The organism is Roseomonas chloroacetimidivorans, from assembly GCF_049629625.1.
GTDB lineage: Bacteria > Pseudomonadota > Alphaproteobacteria > Acetobacterales > Acetobacteraceae > Roseomonas > Roseomonas chloroacetimidivorans.
This window is the reverse complement of record NZ_JBNBZS010000020.1, coordinates 48,333-65,343: the sequence shown is the minus strand read 5'-3', so window position 1 is coordinate 65,343 and position 17,011 is coordinate 48,333. Positions and strand designations below refer to the sequence as shown.

The following is a 17,011-nucleotide window of genomic DNA, read 5'->3' as shown; positions in this document are numbered from 1 at the left end:
CTCACCCTGGCGGAAGAGCTCCGGGGAAGGCTGAGCCTTCCCCGGAGCTGCCGGCCGCTTACTGCCCCACCCGCACGTAGCGCAGCGGGAAGTAGTTATCCGCCATCTGCTGCAGGGTGATGTTGTTCCGGGCCGCCCAGACGACGACCTGCTGATGCAGTGGGATGTGCCCCACCTCGTCAACGTGGATCTTCATCGCCTCGTTAATCATCTGCTGGCGCTTTGCGGGGTCGGTCTCCACCGCGATCTGGTCCAGCAGCCCGTCGAAGCGGGCATTGCTCCAGCCACCCGAGTTGAACACGCCGCGCGCCCCGCCCCGCGTGCCCATGATGTTGTAGAGCGTGTTGTGGGCGTCATAGGTCGTCGGCGTCCAGCCGAGCAGATAGAAGCTCGTCTGGTAGCGCGGCGCCAGGATCTCGGCGAAGTAGCGCGCACGGGTCTGGGCGTTCAGCGTCACCTTCACTCCGATGCGCGCCAGCATGGACACAACGGCCGTGCAGATCGCCTCGTCATTCACATAGCGATCGTTCGGGCAGTCCAGCGTCACGCCGAAGCCATTGGGGTAGCCGGCCTCGGCCAGAAGCGCCTTGGCGCGATTGACATCGGGGCGCACGACCTGGTCGGCCGCCTCGGTCCAGCCATTCACGCCCGGGCCGACCATCAGCCCGGTCGGACGGGACTGGCCGCGCATGATGCGCGTCTTTATGGCCTCAAGATCGATGGCGAGCTGGAAGGCGCGGCGCACGCGCACATCGCGGAAGGGGTTCTTCCCCTTCACGTCGGACTTCAGCAGCTCATCGCGCGACTGGTCCATGCCCAGGAACACGGTGCGCAGTTCCGGCTGCTGATGGATCCGCACATTGCCCGCGCGGCTCAGCCGGTCCGTGTCCTGCGGCGGCACGGTGTAGATCATGTCCACCTCGCCCGAGAGCAGGGCGGCCACGCGGGTTGCGTCATTGCCGATGACGTTGAACACCACCTCATCAAGGTTGTGCTCCGGCTTGTCCCACCAGTTCGGGTTCGCGCGCAGCACGGTGCGGCGGTCCGGCTCCCGGCTGACCAGCATGAAGGGCCCGGTGCCATTGGCATTGCGGGTCGCGAAGTTCTCCTGGCCGCTCGTCAGGTCCACCGCCTGGGTGGCATTGTTCGCCTCCGCCCAGCGCTTGGACATCATCGCCCAGGTGGTGATCTCCTCCAGGAAGATCGGATCGGGCGCCTTCGTCTCGAACTCGACGGTGAAGTCATCGACCTTGCGCACCTCCTTCACCGAGGAGAGTACGGAGGTCAGGTTCGAGCCCTGCCCCCGCACGCGCTCCGCGCTGAAGATCACGTCATCGGCGGTGAAGGGCGAGCCGTCATGGAACTTGACGCCCTGGCGCAGATTCAGCCGCCACACGGTCGGCGAGGGCTGGGACCAGGAGACGGCGAGCGCAGGCTCGACCTTCAGCTCGCGGTTCCGGCGGACCAGCGGCTCGTAGATGTTCTGCGTGAAGGTGAGAAGGAAGGTCTCGTTCCGCGCATAGGGGTCCATGGAGTTGACGTCGCCGTCATTGGCCCAGCGGAAGGTGGCGGCATCAGCCGCGTTCAACCCCGCCCCGGCGCAGAGCATCAGCGCGGCAGCGCCGGCCAGCAAAAGTCGCCTCATTCCAGTTTCTCCCCGTGGATTCGGGCAGAGGCTAGGCGCAGAGCACAGAAATGCAAACGGGGGCCCTAAGGCCCCCGCTTTGGTTCCGACGATGAAGGCCCGATCAGGCCGCGCGCAGCACGCGAGGCAGGCCGGCTACAGCCTTGTCCACCATGGCCGCGTCCGCCTCCGGCGTCAGCCTCTCCGCGATAACGGAGCGGGCGGCGGCGGCGGCGATCTCGGCCGCGGCCTGGCGCACCTCGGCCAGGGCGCTGCTCTCGGCCGCGGCGATGCGGTCCATCGCCATGCGCTCGCGCCGGGCGGCATTCGCCTCGGCTTCGGCCGCGGCGGCGGCCGCGACACGATCAGCCTCGGCCCGAGCGCGGGTGATCATCGCCTCCGCCTCTTGCACGGCCTGGGCCCGCTCGGCTTCAGCCTGCTTCCGCATGGCCTCCGCCTCCTCACGCAGGCGCGTCGCCTCGGCGAGCTGTGCGCGGACCTGCTCGCCTCGCGCATCCAGCATCGCCCCGAGCCGCGCCCAGATCATGCGACCGAGCAGGACGACGAAGAGAATGAAGGAGACGGCGACCCAGAACTTCGGGTCCAGCCAGAAATGCTCGTAGTGATGCATGGCGCGCCCCTCAGCCGGCAGTCGACAGATTGCGGGCCGCCAGCTCCCGCTGGACGGCAGCGGCAACCGCCGCCTGGTCGTTCAAGCCGGCCAGGCGCTGAACCAGCGCACCGGCCGCGTCCGTGGCCACCTCGCGCAGCGCGCCCATGGCGGTGTCGCGGGCAGCGCTGATCCGCGCCTCGGCCTCAGCAATCTGCTTGTCCAGCCGGGCGGCCAGCGCCTCGGCACGGGCGGCCGATTCAGCCTGGGCGGCCTGCATCGCGGCAGCGACCGAGGCCTGCGCCTCGGCGCGGGCCCGGGCCGTGCTCTCGCGGCGCCCGGCTTCCGCGGCCTCAGCCTCGGCACGGGCATCACGCGCCGCGTCGAGATCGGCCGCGATGCGGGCCCGGCGGTCCTCCAGCACCTTCGCCACCGGAGGCAGCAGGTAGTGGTAGCAGAGGAAGACGAGCAGCCCGAAAATGACGAACAGCCACACCACCTGAGAGACCATCAGGGGGTTGCTGAAGTCGAGCTGCGGCATGCCGCCGCTGTCCGCGTCGGAAGCCGCGGCGTGGTCGTACTCGGCCGCAGTCTCACGTGCCGCGCGCACCGCGCGGGCGCGGTCGCTGTCGGCCTGCACGGCGGCACTTTCCCCCTGCTGCCCCGGCAGAGGCGCGTTGGTGGTCACCGAGCCGGTGGGCGCGGGGGCCGTAACATGCTGGGCGAGCGCGGCAGGAGCCTGCGAGAGCAGGAGCGCCAGGGCAGTCGCGTGCAGGAGGCGGATCATGCGGTCTCCGTCCCGCGGCGGACGGCCTGGGAAAGCCCCGAAGGACTCACCAGGGCCGCGCCGCGGACCCGATCAGGCGAAGAGGATCAGGAAGGCGATCAGCAGCGCAAAGAGCGCGACGGCTTCCGTCAGGGCGAAGCCGAGAATACCGATCGGGAACACGGTGTCGCGGGCGGACGGGTTGCGGGCAACCGACGAGATCAGCGTCGAGAAGATGTTGCCGAGCGCGAGACCCACGCCGAACAGCGCGAAGACGGCGATGCCGGCGCCGAGCGCCTTGAAGGCGCCAAGATAGGCGGCAGGATCGTTCATCGGAGGACTCTTCCTTGTTGAGCGGTTGGGGTGGTTGCCGGCGCGGTTTAGTGCAGGTGCACCGCGTCGTGCAGGTAAATGCAGGTCAGGATCGCGAACACATAGGCCTGCAGGAAGGCCACCAGGATCTCGAACCCGACGAGCAACACGTTGACGGAGAGCGGCAGGAGCGCGGCCACCGGCCCGATCATGCCCAGCCCACCGAGAAGGACGACGAAGGTCGCGAAGACCTTCAGCAGCACGTGGCCCGCCACCATGTTGGCGAAGAGACGCACGGAAAGGCTGACCGGGCGGGACAGGTAGGACACCACCTCAACCGGCACGATGATGGGCGCAAGCCAGAGCGGCGCGCCCTCGGGGAAGAAGTAGCCGAAGAACTTCTTCCCGTGCAGCACCAGCGCCACGATCGTTGTCACGAAGAACACGGTCGCCGCCAGCCCGAAGGTGACCGCGATGTGGCTGGTGTAGGTGAAGGCGTAGGGGAACAGGCCGATCAGGTTGCCGAACAGCACGAACATGAACAGCGCGAAGACGAAGGGGAAATACTTCCGCCCCTCATGCCCCACCTGCCCCGTCACGAGGTTCTCGATGAACTCGTAGAACATCTCGGAGGCCGCCTGGAACCGCCCGGGAACCAGCGCCCGCTTGCGGATACCCGCCAGCATCATGAAGCTCACCAGCCCCACGGCCAGCAGCATATGCGCGTTGGACTGGGAAAAGCCGATGGCCCGGCCCACCGGGCCCAGCACCGGAATCAGCTCGAACTGGCTCAGCGCGTCGATCGTCTTGCCTTCGGCGGCCACTGGTCGGTCCTTGAATTACGGTCGGGCACCGGGGCGCGGGCTGAACAGCCGATAGATGTTCAGCACCCCCGCGGCGCCGCCCACCACGAAGAAGACGAGGAAGAGCCAGGGAAAGGTCCCGAGCCAGCGATCGAGGCCAAAGCCCAGCGCCGCGCCCACGACCAGTGCCGACACCACCTCGACCCCCGCGCGGAAGCCTATTCCCCACGGTCCTACCGGCAGCCCCCCCGTCGCCCCCTCAGAGGGCTTGGGATCCAGGCCCTGTCGGGCCCTGGCCTGCCGCAGTCGGTCGTCGAAGCCGTCCCGGTTTTCCACTTCGCTCCTCCGCGGTGTCCCCCGGAAGGCAGGGGGTCCCTAAATTGGCGTCCATGTGGTGTCAAGCACGTGCGGCGTCGCAACGCTCGCTTAACACCAGCTTCCCGTCCGCTGTTGCGTCCATTCTGACCAATGGAAGAAACAGCCAAGGCCTCAGGCCCCGATAAATCCCCCGGACTGCCGCGCCCAGAGCCGCGCATAGGCCCCTTCTCGCCGCAGCAGCGCCGCATGCGTCCCGCTTTCCACGATACGCCCGGCTTCCAGTACCACCAGCCGGTCCAGCGTCGCGATGGTGGAAAGGCGATGCGCGATGGCGATCACCGTCTTGCCCGCCATCAGGGTGGCAAGCTGGTCCTGAATGGCCGATTCCACCTCCGAATCGAGCGCGCTCGTCGCCTCGTCCAGCACCAGGATGGGCGCGTCCTTCAGCAGCACCCGGGCGATGGCGATGCGCTGCCGCTGCCCGCCCGAAAGCTTCACCCCGCGCTCCCCGACATGGGCATCATAGCCCCGCCGTCCCCGCCAGTCTGACAGCGTCGCGATGAAATCTGCTGCCTCGGCGCGCCGCGCGGCCTCCTCCACCTCGGCCATCGTCGCCTCTGGCCGCCCGAAGCGGATATTGTCGCCGATGGAACGGTGCAGCAGCGCCGTGTCCTGCGTCACCATGCCGATGGCGCCCCGCAGGCTCTCCTGCGTCACCCCCGCGATATCTTGCCCGTCGATGGTGATCCGTCCGGATTCGGGGTGGAAGAAGCGCAGCAGCAGGTTCACCGCCGTGGTCTTGCCGGCCCCGGAATGCCCGACCAACCCCACCCGCTCGCCGGGCCGGATGTCCAGGTCGAGCCCATCCAGCACGGCGGCATCCTGGCGCCCATAGCCGAAGCGCACCCCTTCGAACCGGATCGCCCCGCGTGTCACCACCAGCGGCCGCGCACCCGGCGGATCCGGCTCGGTCGGCGGCACGGCGATGCTCCGCATCGCCTCCTGCACCACGCCGATATTCTCAAAGATGCCGGCCACGTTGAAGGCCACCCAGCCCGACATGTTGGCGATCTGCCAGGCCATGGGCAGGGCGGTCGCCACCGCCGCCATGGCCAGATCTCCGCGCATCCAAAGCCCGATGGACAGCGCTGCCATCCCCGTCAGCAGCAGGGCGTTCAGCGAGGAGAGCAGCACCGCGTTCAGCGTCACCATGCGCGACTGCCGCTGGAAGGCCGCGGTCAGCCCCCGAACCCCCTCCTGCACGAAGGCGTCCTCACGCTCCGCCCGGGCGAAGAGCTTGATGGACAGGATATTGGTATAGGCATCCACGATCCGCCCGGTCAGCAGGCTGCGCTGCTCCGACGCCGCACGGGACCGGTCCCGCATCTGCGGCACCACGAACCGCAACAGCGCCGCATAGGCCACGAACCAGAGCAGGATCGGCACCATCAGCCGCCAGTCCGCCCCTCCGAGCCAGACCACCGCGCTGCTGCCATAGACCAGAATGTACCAGACCGCCGTGATCGTCTGGACCACGGATTCCCTCAGCGCCGGCCCCGCCTGCATCACCCGGGTGGCGATCCGCCCCGCGAAATCCTCCTGAAAGAAGGCCCAGCCCTGGCGCGAGACCAGCCGGTGCGCCTGCCAGCGGATCAGGCTGGTGAAGGCCGGGTTGATCCCCTGGTTCGTCACCAGGTTCTGCGCCAGCACCGCGCCCGGCCGTAGCACAAGCAGCACCGCCGCCATCCCCAGCAGGCTCCAGCCCGCCTCCGCCAGCAGCCGGTCCGGCGGATGCTGCCCCAACAGCGCCACCACCTGCCCGATGAAAACCGGGATCAGGCTGTCCAGCACCGCCACCAGGAACCCCGTGGCGAAAAGCGCGATCACCAGCGCCCGCGCCTGCCGCGCGAAATGCCAGTAGAAGCCGGTCAGGCTGCGGGGCGGCGGCCCCTCCGGCACCGGCACGCCAAGACGCTTCGCGGCCCCGGCGCCCGGCGGGGCGATCGGGTCGATAAAGGACTCGAGGGAGCGGAAGGGCATGGGCGGGATGTAGTCCCGGGGTCCGGAAGCCGATAGCGGCGACACGGATCACCAGGGGGCGAGGGGGCGGAAGGAAAAGCCAGCGAAAATGCCTGGCAGCCCAGCCGTCCCGCGCCGCAGCCCCTACCGGATGCCCAGCAGCTTGTGCGTCTGCAGACTCAGCTGCCAGCGCGGGCGGCGCATGCAGAACTCCACAGCCAGCCGGGTGTTATGCGCCTGGTCCGGCCCGTCCATGGGCTGCACGGAAAGGCGCGAGAAGCCCATCTCCTCCAGAAGCTCCGGCTCCAGCCCAGGCTGCGGGTAGACCAACTTCAGTTCGTGTCCCTCCGTCAGGCGCAGCGGCGCCCCGGCCTTCGGGCTGACACAGATCCAGTCGATGCCCGCCGGGGCAGGGGCAACGGTTCCGTTCGTCTCGACCGCCACCTCGAAACCCCGCGCGTGCAACGCCTCGACCAGGGGTTCGTCGAGCTGCAACAGCGGCTCGCCGCCGGTGCAGACCACGAAGGGGCTTCCCCCGCCTGGCCAATGCGAGGCCACGGCATCGGCCAGGGAGGCCGCATCGGCAAAACGCCCGCCGCCGGAACCGTCGGTGCCGATGAAATCGGTGTCGCAGAACTGGCAGACCGCCTTGGCCCGGTCGCTTTCCCGGCCGGACCAGAGGTTACAGCCGGCGAAGCGGCAGAACACAGCCGGACGGCCGGCCTGTGCCCCCTCTCCCTGCAGGGTGTAGAAGATCTCCTTGACGGCGTAGCTCACGGCATGCCTCCCACGGCGCGCAGCGGCGTCTGTGGCAGGGCCGGCAAGTCGTTGATGCTCATATCCGGGCGCCGCCACCAGCACCGGCCGGCCTCACGCGGGGCCGGCAGGACGGCCAGCGGGTCGCCGTCGAAGACCACGACATTGGTCGGGGTCTCTTCGATCCGGATCTCGACACAGGCCAACCGCCCACCCTCGGCCGCGAGGAAGGCGTTCAGCTTCGCCATGAAGCAGCAGGCCAGCGCCTCGGTCGTCGGATCCCCTGGGGTGACGAGGATGCGGTCCAGCCGGTGCGGCTCATGGGCCCGGAACCAGGAGAGAAGCGGGTCCGCTTCCGAGAGCTGCAAGGCATGGTCCACCCGCTCATCGATCCAGCGATGCCAGGTCGCCTTCGCCTGCTCGAAGGGCGCGACCATATTCGCCGCCCCATCGAGCGGCCCCGGGCTGACGGCCTGGAGCCGGACGGTGACGGTCTCGTTATGCCCATGCGGCACGGCACATTTCTCAGACAGGCCGGCAATCAGGCGATGGGCCATCGAGTAGCGGCGGCTGAAGACGAGGCTGAACATCGGTTCTTTCTGATACGGCCCGGCATTCCAGCCGAAGCATCACGGGCCGCGGCATTGAACTGGCCGTCATATGGCCCCGGATCGGGGCGCCCCTATCCGACTCCGCCGCATTCAGGTCAACCAGCCCGGAATGGCCGCAGCCATGCCGTACCGTCGCGCCAGCGGCCCATGCGCTCCCTTGAACATCCAAGCCCTGGGGCCCAGCGAAGATTCTTCCGCCCGGCCCCGTCCGCGCTCAGACGAAGCGCAACACCAGGAACCCGCCCACGATCGCCAGTGCCGTCACCCCTGCGATCAGGTTCAGCCGCCGCTCGATGAACACCCGCGCCGGCGGCCCGAAGCGCCGCAGCAACCAGGCCAGCAGGAAGAACCGCGCCCCCCGGGTGATGATGCTGCACACGAAGAACACCAGCAGGGAGAAATGCGCCGCCCCCGCCGCGATGGTGACGATCTTATAGGGGATGGGGGTCAGCCCCTTGATCAGGATCACCGCCGCGCCCCAGCGCTCGAACCAGGCGGTGAAGGTGGCCAGCGCGTCGGCATGGCCATAGGCGGCCAGCACGGGCAGCGCCACTGCCTCGAAGAGGAGGGCGCCGATGGCATAGCCCAGCAGCCCACCTAGCACCGAGGTGATCGTGCAGATCAGGGCGTAGTGATAGGCCCGTTCCGGCCGCGCCAGGCACATCGGGATCAGCATCGCGTCCGGCGGGATCGGGAAAAAGCTGCTCTCCGTGAAGGAGACGACGCCCAGCAGCGTCGGCGCCCGGGGATGGGCGGACAGGGCGATGATCCGGTCGTACAGGGCGCGCAACATGGGCCAGGGCCATCCCATGCCGGGCCGGAGCGCACAAGCCTGCTTTCAATTTGACGAGAACCAGGAAGGCCGGGAACGATTCCGCCCTCCCGGCCCTTTTACCGGGTCAGATCGGGCAGACCCCGCTCGCGCATTGCAGATGGGCCCAGTCCACCGCCTCCTGCACCGTCCCATCGCGGATCCCTTCCACGATGGCCGCGAAGCGACCGGCCGAGACCTCCTCTTCCGGCAGGTACTCGTAGCCCAGCTCCGAATCCGGCCGGCTCGGCAGCACAGAGCAGCAGCGCACCCTCGGCTGCTCGTCCCGCATGATGGCCCGGAAGGCGTCCAGCTCCACCTGGTCGGTAAAGACCTTCAGCGTGTAGCTCACCTGGTTGCCCTGACTCTCGCCAATCCAGTGCCGCTCCAGCAGGCGCAGCCAGGCATATTGCTCATCCGGCGAGGCCTCGGGCGCCGTCACCAGCTTCGGTCCCAGCCCCAGGCGCAACGCCAGCGGCACGGTCGGGAAGCCCACGATGCTCATGCCCGGGAAGCTCCGCAGCGTGCGGATCGGGTAGCCCCGCGCCTCATACTCGGCCAGCAGAGGATCGGAGCCGGGCAGCCAGGCGCGCGTCTGCTCGTCCTTGCCGCCCTTGAACTGCACCCAGCGGAGATATTGCCGCCGCGCCGGCAGATGCGCCCCCTCGGTCAGGCCGAACAGCTTGCTGGTGGTGCCGGCCGGCTTCACCGTCGTCACCGTCACTGGCCGCGCCATGCCCAGGCTCTCGGCATAGGCATTCGCCTCCGCCTTGGCCGCGGCCGAAAGCCGGTCCAGCGCGCGCCAGAACTCCCGGGACCGGGACTCGTCCAGCAGGTCATGGAAGCCCAGGCCGAAGCGCATCCAGGCCCATTCATGCAGTCCGGTCGGGCCGATGCCGATGCGGTTGGTGCGCGCGACCTCCTCGCCATAAAGCGCGTCCATCCGGTTGGCCCGGATTAGGAAGCGCACGCCCAGGCGCACGCTGTCCTCCACCCGCGCATCCCAGAGCGCGGCCAGATCCGCCGACGCCTCGCCCGGCGCGAAGCTTTCCAGGTCCACCGGGCAGGCCAGCAGCGGCGCGAAATCGGCAATCACGCAATAGCCGCCGGTCACATGCAGGGTAATCTCGCCGCAGGGATTGGTCGTCACCGGGAAGCGGGCGGAGGAAGCCCGGCGCGACGCCTCCGCCAGCAGCCCCGCCGCGGCCTCCACCTGATAGCGTGAGCTGCGGAAGTCCCGTCCGTCCTCATGCACCGGCTTCTCCCAGGCACTGCCGGTGCGGACATCCTCCAGCCGGTCGCCATTGATGAAGCCGGGCTCGCCATTGATGTAGGCGCAGCGCGTCACCTCGGCGAAAACCGCCTTGGCATGAGCGGTCAGCAGGTCCCCCGCACCATCCTCGGCCCGCACCCGCGCCCAGAACTCGGCATCCACCATCACCGAGTTGTTCGCCGTCCACAGCCCGCCCTCGGACTTCGCCCGCACGAAGCGCAGCACGCCGGGATCACGCCAGGACTTGGTGGCCATGCGCGCGGCCCGCCGCGCCCCGCCCACCTGCACCTCCACCGAGAGGTAGTGATCCACCAGCAGCGCCTGTTCCCAGGGCTGCAGCGCCTCGCCCGCCGGATCGCGCTCCCGCGCCGGTGCCAGCACATGGCGGCGGATGTTCAGCAGCCCACGCAGCAAGGAGACCGGCCCGGAGGAGGGCCGCCCCTGCATTCCCTTGATCGGACTACCCGCCGGCCGAATGGCGGAGAGGTCCAGCACCAGCACCTGGCCGGAGGCTCCCTCGAAGGCCATGGCCTCAAGCTGCTCCACCGCCTTGGCCCAGCCCTCCCGGCTGTCCTCCACCCGGTGCAGCACCGCCCCCGCGGGCACGGCGGAAAGATCCGGCAGCAGCTCCGCCGTCAGGAAATCCCGCACCCGCGCCTCGGCGGCCGCATCGAACCCCACATCCTCCGTGCCCCAGGGCAGGATGCCCAGCTCAATCCCGAAGCGCCGCAGCCCATCGCGCCCGCGCGGGTAATCGGCATGGGCGGGGTCCAGATGCAGCAGCAGCGTCGGCGCCTGGCCCCAATCCACCAGGCACAGCTCGTCATCATAGGCCCGGCCGACGCCGGAGCCGTTCAGCAGCAGATAGAATTCGGCAAAGGAGGCGATCGCCGTCGCGCAGTTGGTGAACACCTCCATGTTCCGCCCGGCCTGCCCGGCATCGCCGTGCTGCAGGTGGCGGCCGGAGGTCAGCAGCGCACCCGTCGCGATGGCATTCCGCAGCCGCGCCTGCTCCGCGGCATCCGGCACCGGCGCAAGGCTCATATTCCCTGCCGCTACCCGGCCCGCCACGCGCCCGAAATCCTCGCCATCCTCCGGCCGGAAGACCGTCCGGCGCCCCACGGCCACGCCCATTCCCTCGTCCAGCGCACGCCCCGGCAGGGGCGCCTCGCCGAACGCGGTGCCGGGCCGGGTGCGCGGCCAGGGCTGCGCGGCCAGGGCGTCGGGAAAAGGCGTGAAGCCGTCCATCGGCGTACTCCGCATCGGACATCAGGGAAGGCACGGGCAGCCCCGCAAAGCCGGGGCCGATCGCGTCCGGGCGCAGCGAATCGGCCCGCAGGAAAACTATATATGGTGTCTCCAACGGCAGAAATCCACCAAATGTTGCTTTACGCAGGCGGAATCAAAAGCGCCGGGACAGGAATGATCATCACCCGATGATGCTGCTTTCATGGGCCGGGCAGGCTGCCGAGGCCCGGAAAGGAGGGATAAGCTCGGTTAATGAGCGCTCTCCCCACCCTCACCGAATCCCTGGCCGCCCGCCTCGCCAGCATCGCGCTCGGCCATGTGGAGCGCGAATATCCGAACAAGCCCGGCCATGTGCTGAGCGGCCCGGAGGACGCCCGCACCCCCGCCGATCTCCACCCGATCTTCCACGGCAGCTACGACTGGCATTCCTGCGTCCATGGCTACTGGATGCTGGCCCGCCTGCTGCGCCGCTTCCCGGCCATGGAGCCCGCCCCCGCCATCCGCGCCCTGTTCCACCGCCGGATCACGCCCGCGGCCGTGGCAGGTGAATGCGCCTATCTCGAACCCCGTACCGCCCGCGGCTTTGAGCGCCCCTATGGCTGGGGCTGGCTCCTCGCCCTGGCCGCCGAACTCGGGCGCCACCCCTCCGAGCCCTGGGCTGCCACCCTCACCCCGCTGGCCCAGGTCTTCGCCCAGCGCTTCCGCGGCTTCCTGCCCCTCGCCACCTACCCGGTCAGGGTCGGCACGCACTTCAACACCGCCTTCGGCCTCCTGATGGCCGCCGACCATCTGGAGGCGACAGGCGACCTCCCCCTCCTCCGCGCCACCGCCCTGCGCTGGTACGGCCCGGACCGGGACTGCCCGGCCTGGGGGGAACCGAGCGGCGACGACTTCCTTTCCTCCGCCCTGATCGAGGCCGCCTGCATGGCCCGCCTCCTGCCCCAGGCCGATTTTACCCCCTGGTTCGCCGCCTTCCTCCCCCGTATCGCCCAGCGGGAACCTGCCACCCTCTTCGCTCCCGTCACGGTTTCGGACCGCAGCGACGGCAAGATTGCCCATCTGGACGGGCTGAACCTCTCCCGCGCCTGGTGCTGGCGCCGCCTCGCAGCCACCCTCCCGCCCGGCGATCCGCGCCGTCCACCCATGGAACAGGCGGCCGCTGCCCATCTCCAGGCCGGCCTTCCGCATGTCGCCGGCGACTACATGGGCGAACATTGGCTCGCGAGTTTCGCGGTCCTCGCTCTGGAGGGGTAGGGCCGTCCTGTCATTCCGGTTATCTTCTCCCTACCGGAACGGGACCGGGGCCAGCGGCGGCCCCGACCGCAGAATGGGCCGGCAGGGAGAGGGATTTTTGCCAACGCCGCAGCCAGCCCCACCACCGGAAGCCCGCGCCCACCTGCCCCCGCCCGACCGTCACCACCAGTTGGGGGACACGCTGGCCTTTTACGGGGTGCTCACCGTCCTAGCCGCCACCTTCCTGGGCTGGAGCCTGATCGCCTTCATTCTCTCTTTCATCCTGCCGCCCCGCATCGGCCATCCGCTCGGCCGCCGCAGTATCGGCAAGGGCTTCCGTTTCCTGCTGCGCCTGATGGAGCGCTCCGGCCTCGTCGAGCTCGACCTATCCGCCCTCGACACCCTCCGCGACGCGCGTGGCCTGGTCCTCGCCCCCAACCACCTCTCGCGCATCGACGTGATGCTTATCGTCTCCCGCGTGCCGGACACGGTCTGCATCATGAAAGCGGGGCTGGAGGCCAACCCGGCCCTCGGCGGCGCGCGCCTGGCAGGGTACATTCCGAACGACTCCGGCCTCAGCGTCATCCGCCGCGCGGCGGAGGCGCTGCGCGGGGGCGCCAACCTCCTTGTCTTCCCCGAGGGAACCCGAACCCCCGATGGCCGCCTCGGCCCCTTCCATCCCGGCTTCGCCCTCATCGCCCGCCGTGCCCGCGCACCCGTGCAGCCCGTCCTTATCGAGAGCAATACGAATTACCTTGGCAAAGGCTGGCCGATCTGGCGTCGCCCGGACTTCCCGCTGCGCTACCGCGTCCGCCTGTGTGATCCCGTGACCGTGCAAGGCCATGCCGAAGCCTTCGCGGAATCACTGCGCCGCCAGCACGCAGCCGCCCTCGGAACCCAGCTTCGTTGAGCCATACCCACCTCGTCGTCATCCCCAGCTACAACACCGGCCCGCGCCTGGCGGAAACGGTCGCGGCTGCCCGCTCTGCCTGGCCCGTGGTCTGGGTGGTGATCGACGGCAGCACCGACGATTCCGCCGAACCCCTGCGCGGGATCAACGACCCCGGCTTCCACCTGATCGAGCGCCCCGTGAATGGCGGCAAGGGCGCCGCCATCCGCGACGCGCTGGAGGAGGCGGCGAAGCAGGGCTTCACCCACGCCCTGACCATGGATGCCGACGGCCAGCATCCCGCCGACCGCATTCCCGACTTCATGGCTGCCTCCGCCGCGAATCCACGGGCCATGATCCTCGGCAACCCCATCTTCGGTCCCGAGGCTCCGCTGCTACGTGTCCGCGGCCGCCGCATCTCCAACTGGTGGACCGGCCTCGAAACCCTTTGGTGCACGAAATCCGGGGAGGCCATCGCCGACAGCCTCTACGGCTTCCGCATCTACCCGATCGCACCGCTGCTCCAGATCATGCGCCGCAATCCCTGGATGCGCCGCTACGACTTCGACGCCGAGGCCGTGGTCCGCCTGGCCTGGGCAGGCGTGCCGGCCATCAACATCCCCTCCGCCGTGCGCTACCTCACGGCCGCCGAGGGCGGGGTCTCCCATTTCCGCTATGGCCGCGACAACGTCCTGCTCACCGGCATGCACACGCGGCTGATCTTTGGCTTCCTCTGGCGTCTTCCGGCGCTGCTCTGGCGCAGGGCCCGCGCATGATTCCCGCCATTCCACTGGTGGAAGTCCGCCGCGGCGGCGTCACCGAAAGCCTCCATCACGGCGTCGCCGTCGTGGCCGACGCCGATGGCCGCCTCCTTCATGCCTGGGGTGACCCGGAACTCCTCACCTTCCCCCGCTCCTCCCTCAAGCCCTTCCAGGCTCTCTCCCTGGTGGAGAGCGGCGCCGCCGACGCCCTGGATTCCGCCCATCTCGCCCTCGCCTGCGCCTCCCATCGCGCCGAGCCCTTCCAGGTCCGGATGGTCGAGAACTGGCTGGCCCGGATGGGCCGCCCCGAATCCGCCCTGGTCTGCGGCCCCGCTTTGCCCATGGGCGAATCCGACCTGGCCGACGCCATTCACTCGGGCGGCAAGCGCCGCGCCTTCCACAACTGCTCCGGCAAGCATTGCGGCTTCCTTGCCGCCGCCGGCGCCTTCGGCACGCCCGATGGCTATGAGAGGCCCGACCACCCAGCCCAGCGCCACTGGCTCGCCGCCCTCTCCGAGCTCATCGGCCACGACGCCACCGCCCTCCCCCGCGGCACTGATGGCTGCGGCCTGCCTGCCCTCGCCATGAGCATGGGCGACGCCGCCCGCGCCGCCGCCCGTTACGCTGCTCTTGCCGTGAAGGACCCGAAGCGCGAGGCCGCCATCCGCCGCCTCCTGGCCGCCTTGCGCGAACACCCCGATCACGTCTCGGGCCGCAACCGCCCGACCTCGAGGATCGTCGCCGCTACTGAAGGCCGCGTCGTGCTGAAGGAAGGCGCCGAGGGCTTCGTCATCGGCTTCGTCCCAGCGAGGGGCCTCGGCCTTGCCGTGAAGCTGCTGGATGGCGCCAGCCGCGGGAAGATGGCCGTCTTCGCCACCCTGCTCGGCCGCCTTGGCCTCCTTCCGACCGACCGCGCCGCCGAACTGGCACGCGCCGTGGAAGCCCCTGTCCTCGACAGCAATCACCGCATCGTCGGCGAGGTCGCGGCCCTCCCGCTCGCCTGACGTCTTCCGGAAGGACCCGCGCATGGCCATCCCCCCCATTGCCCGCGTGCAGGACGACCCCACGCTGCCGGCGGAGGTGGATGTCGCCATCATCGGCGGCGGCATTGCGGGCGTCTCCGCTGCCTATTTCCTCGCCAAGGCCGGCCGCTCCGTCGCCGTGATCGAAAAGGGCGTCGTCGCCGGCGAACAGTCCAGCCGCAACTGGGGCTGGTGCCGCGTGCAGAACCGCGACGAGCGCGAAATTCCGCTCATGCAGCGCAGCCTGGAGCTCTGGGCCGGCCTGGCGGCCGAAACCGGCGATGACTACGGCTTCCACCGCGACGGCCTGGTCTATGTCACCCGCAGCGAGGCCGAGCTGGCCAAATGGCAGGCCTGGGTGGACATGGCCCGCCAGTACCAGGCCCATAGCCGCATGCTCTCCGCCAAGGAGGCCCGCGCCGCCACCCCCGGCAATGACGGCGCCTGGATCGGCGGCGTCGCTTCCCCGCGCGACGGCATGGCCGAACCCTTCAAGGCCGTCCCCACCCTGGCCGAGGCCGCCCGCCGCCACGGCGCGACCATCCACCAGCGCTGCGCCGTGCGCGGCCTGGATATCACCGCCGGCCGCGTCTCCGGCGTCATTACCGAGCGCGGCCGCGTCCGCGCCGCCTCCGTCCTGCTCGCCGGCGGCGCCTGGTCCTCCATGCTGCTGCGCCGCCACGGCGTGGACCTGCCGCAGACCAGCGTGCGCTCCACCGTCTTCCTTACCCAGGCCGCGCCCGAGGTGACGAAGGGCGGCATCTACACGCCCGACATCACCATCAGCCGCCGCTCCAATGGCGGCTATATCGTCGCCGCCAACAACCGCGGCCGGATCGAGGTTACCCCCGGCGGCATCCGCCACGCCCGGAAGTTCTGGCCCATGCTGAAGAGCCGCTGGAGCAGCGTCTCCTTCGGCGTCGGCTCCTCCTTCTTCCGCGGTCCCGATGCCTGGGCCGGCAACTGGTCCTTCGACCGCCCGACAATCTTCGAGGCCGAGGACATGCGCACCCTCGACCCCGCCCCCAGCCCCGGCGTCGAGGAACCCGGCCTCGCCCAGCTTGCCAAATCCTGGCCCAGCCTCGCCGGCACCAAGGCCGCCGCCACCTGGGCCGGCTGGATCGACTCCACGCCGGACGCCGTGCCCGTCATCGCTCCCATCGATGCCTTGCCCGGCCTCTTCCTCTCCACTGGCTATAGCGGCCACGGCTTCGGCATCGGCCCGGGCGCGGGCCGCCTGGCCGCCGACCTCATCCTCGGCACCACGCCGATCGTGGATCCCACGCCCTTCAAACTGGATCGGCTGGTTGATGGGTCGCCGATCCGCGAACCCGGGATGATCTGAGGGTGGCCCCTGGAAGGCTCCGCCTCCCAGGCTCTCCGCCGGGCCCCGAATCCTGTTTGGGACCATTGGCCACCGATCGGCGTTCACCTCCCATGATCCTGCCGAACAACAATCGGTCCAGCGAATGGTGAAGCGTCCCGCGCGGCCGCGGCGGACAAGTTGCGGCGTGGTGGTGAGCGATGGCACCCATGTGCTGCTGGGCCATCCCACCCGCTCCGCACTGTGGGACATTCCCAAAGGCGTGGCCGATCCGGGCGAAGCCTTCCGGGATGCCGCCACGCGCGAGTTGCGGGAGGAGACAGGCCTGGTCGTCGCCCCGGCGGAGCTGATCGACCTCGGCGTGCACATCTATATTTCCGGCAAGGACCTGGCCGTCTTCGTCTGGCGCCTCGCTGCCATGCCTGACCCGGCGACGCTCCGCTGCACTTCCTTCCTGCGCAAGCCGGATGGCGGCTGGATTCCCGAATTCGACCGCTTCGCCGTCCTGCCCTGGCCAGAAGCACTGACCCGGCTTGGCAAGAACCTGAATCGCGTGCTGGAGTCGCTCCGCACCGGCCCGGACTGGCCCTTTAACCAACAGGCCTGATGGACCGACCCGGGAAGGCAGAGC

The 17,011-nt window shown here is 69.4% G+C and carries 17 protein-coding genes; 6 read left to right on the top strand and 11 right to left on the bottom strand.

The features are described from left to right. Positions 1-58: 58 nt before the first annotated feature. The 11 genes from ACO1BU_RS16635 to ACO1BU_RS16585 form a co-directional block, all read right to left on the bottom strand. Positions 59-1,645 carry an ABC transporter substrate-binding protein gene (locus ACO1BU_RS16635; RefSeq protein ID WP_424137086.1) on the bottom strand — a complete coding sequence of 529 codons (1,587 nt, stop codon included), beginning with the start codon at positions 1,643-1,645 and terminating at the stop codon, positions 59-61. Positions 1,646-1,748: 103 nt separating this feature from the next. Then, positions 1,749-2,255, bottom strand: a complete 507-nt coding sequence (locus ACO1BU_RS16630; protein ID WP_424137085.1) for a F0F1 ATP synthase subunit B family protein — start codon at positions 2,253-2,255, stop codon at positions 1,749-1,751. Positions 2,256-2,265: 10 nt separating this feature from the next. Then, on the bottom strand, positions 2,266-3,021 hold the full coding sequence (locus ACO1BU_RS16625) for a F0F1 ATP synthase subunit B family protein (RefSeq protein WP_424137084.1): 756 nt from the start codon (positions 3,019-3,021) through the stop codon (positions 2,266-2,268). Positions 3,022-3,093: 72 nt separating this feature from the next. Further along, a complete protein-coding gene (locus ACO1BU_RS16620; RefSeq protein ID WP_073134617.1) occupies positions 3,094-3,333 on the bottom strand; it encodes an ATP synthase subunit C family protein in 240 nt (79 codons plus the stop codon). A gap of 47 nt (positions 3,334-3,380) precedes the next feature. Beyond that, positions 3,381-4,136 (bottom strand): F0F1 ATP synthase subunit A, encoded by a 756-nt coding sequence (locus tag ACO1BU_RS16615; RefSeq protein ID WP_424137083.1) that lies wholly within the window; start codon positions 4,134-4,136, stop codon positions 3,381-3,383. 15 nt (positions 4,137-4,151) lie between these two features. Next, entirely contained in the window at positions 4,152-4,451 is a 300-nt protein-coding gene (locus tag ACO1BU_RS16610; RefSeq protein ID WP_424137082.1) for an AtpZ/AtpI family protein, read from the bottom strand. A 153-nt stretch (positions 4,452-4,604) separates the two neighbouring features. Beyond that, positions 4,605-6,473, bottom strand: coding sequence for an ABC transporter ATP-binding protein (locus tag ACO1BU_RS16605; protein WP_424137081.1), 1,869 nt, complete (start codon positions 6,471-6,473; stop codon positions 4,605-4,607). A gap of 123 nt (positions 6,474-6,596) precedes the next feature. Continuing rightward, positions 6,597-7,229, bottom strand: coding sequence for a 7-carboxy-7-deazaguanine synthase (gene queE / locus ACO1BU_RS16600; protein WP_424137080.1), 633 nt, complete (start codon positions 7,227-7,229; stop codon positions 6,597-6,599). After that, positions 7,226-7,798 carry a 6-pyruvoyl trahydropterin synthase family protein gene (locus ACO1BU_RS16595; protein ID WP_424137079.1) on the bottom strand — a complete coding sequence of 191 codons (573 nt, stop codon included), beginning with the start codon at positions 7,796-7,798 and terminating at the stop codon, positions 7,226-7,228. The genes queE and ACO1BU_RS16595 overlap by 4 nt, the downstream gene beginning before the upstream one ends. Before the next feature lie 235 nt (positions 7,799-8,033). Then, on the bottom strand, positions 8,034-8,612 hold the full coding sequence (locus ACO1BU_RS16590; protein ID WP_424137078.1) for a YqaA family protein: 579 nt from the start codon (positions 8,610-8,612) through the stop codon (positions 8,034-8,036). Positions 8,613-8,718: 106 nt separating this feature from the next. Beyond that, positions 8,719-11,151, bottom strand: a complete 2,433-nt coding sequence (locus tag ACO1BU_RS16585) for a recombinase (protein ID WP_424137077.1) — start codon at positions 11,149-11,151, stop codon at positions 8,719-8,721. A 252-nt stretch (positions 11,152-11,403) separates the two neighbouring features. Here ACO1BU_RS16585 and ACO1BU_RS16580 point away from each other — a divergent pair, with 252 nt between their 5' ends. From ACO1BU_RS16580 to ACO1BU_RS16555, 6 genes are all read left to right on the top strand, one after another. Continuing rightward, positions 11,404-12,405 (top strand): DUF2891 domain-containing protein, encoded by a 1,002-nt coding sequence (locus ACO1BU_RS16580; protein WP_424137076.1) that lies wholly within the window; start codon positions 11,404-11,406, stop codon positions 12,403-12,405. A 97-nt stretch (positions 12,406-12,502) separates the two neighbouring features. Further along, complete coding sequence (locus tag ACO1BU_RS16575; protein ID WP_424137075.1) at positions 12,503-13,294, top strand: lysophospholipid acyltransferase family protein; 792 nt, start codon at positions 12,503-12,505, stop codon at positions 13,292-13,294. Then, positions 13,291-14,049 (top strand): glycosyltransferase family 2 protein, encoded by a 759-nt coding sequence (locus ACO1BU_RS16570; protein WP_424137074.1) that lies wholly within the window; start codon positions 13,291-13,293, stop codon positions 14,047-14,049. Before ACO1BU_RS16575 ends, ACO1BU_RS16570 begins: the two co-directional genes overlap by 4 nt. After that, positions 14,046-15,038: an asparaginase gene (locus ACO1BU_RS16565; RefSeq protein ID WP_424137073.1), complete on the top strand. Its 993-nt coding sequence runs from the start codon at positions 14,046-14,048 to the stop codon at positions 15,036-15,038. The genes ACO1BU_RS16570 and ACO1BU_RS16565 overlap by 4 nt, the downstream gene beginning before the upstream one ends. Positions 15,039-15,060: 22 nt before the next feature. Beyond that, complete coding sequence (locus ACO1BU_RS16560) at positions 15,061-16,401, top strand: NAD(P)/FAD-dependent oxidoreductase (protein ID WP_424137072.1); 1,341 nt, start codon at positions 15,061-15,063, stop codon at positions 16,399-16,401. A 124-nt stretch (positions 16,402-16,525) separates the two neighbouring features. Next, positions 16,526-16,987, top strand: a complete 462-nt coding sequence (locus ACO1BU_RS16555) for an NUDIX domain-containing protein (protein ID WP_424137071.1) — start codon at positions 16,526-16,528, stop codon at positions 16,985-16,987. Positions 16,988-17,011 lie beyond the last annotated feature (24 nt).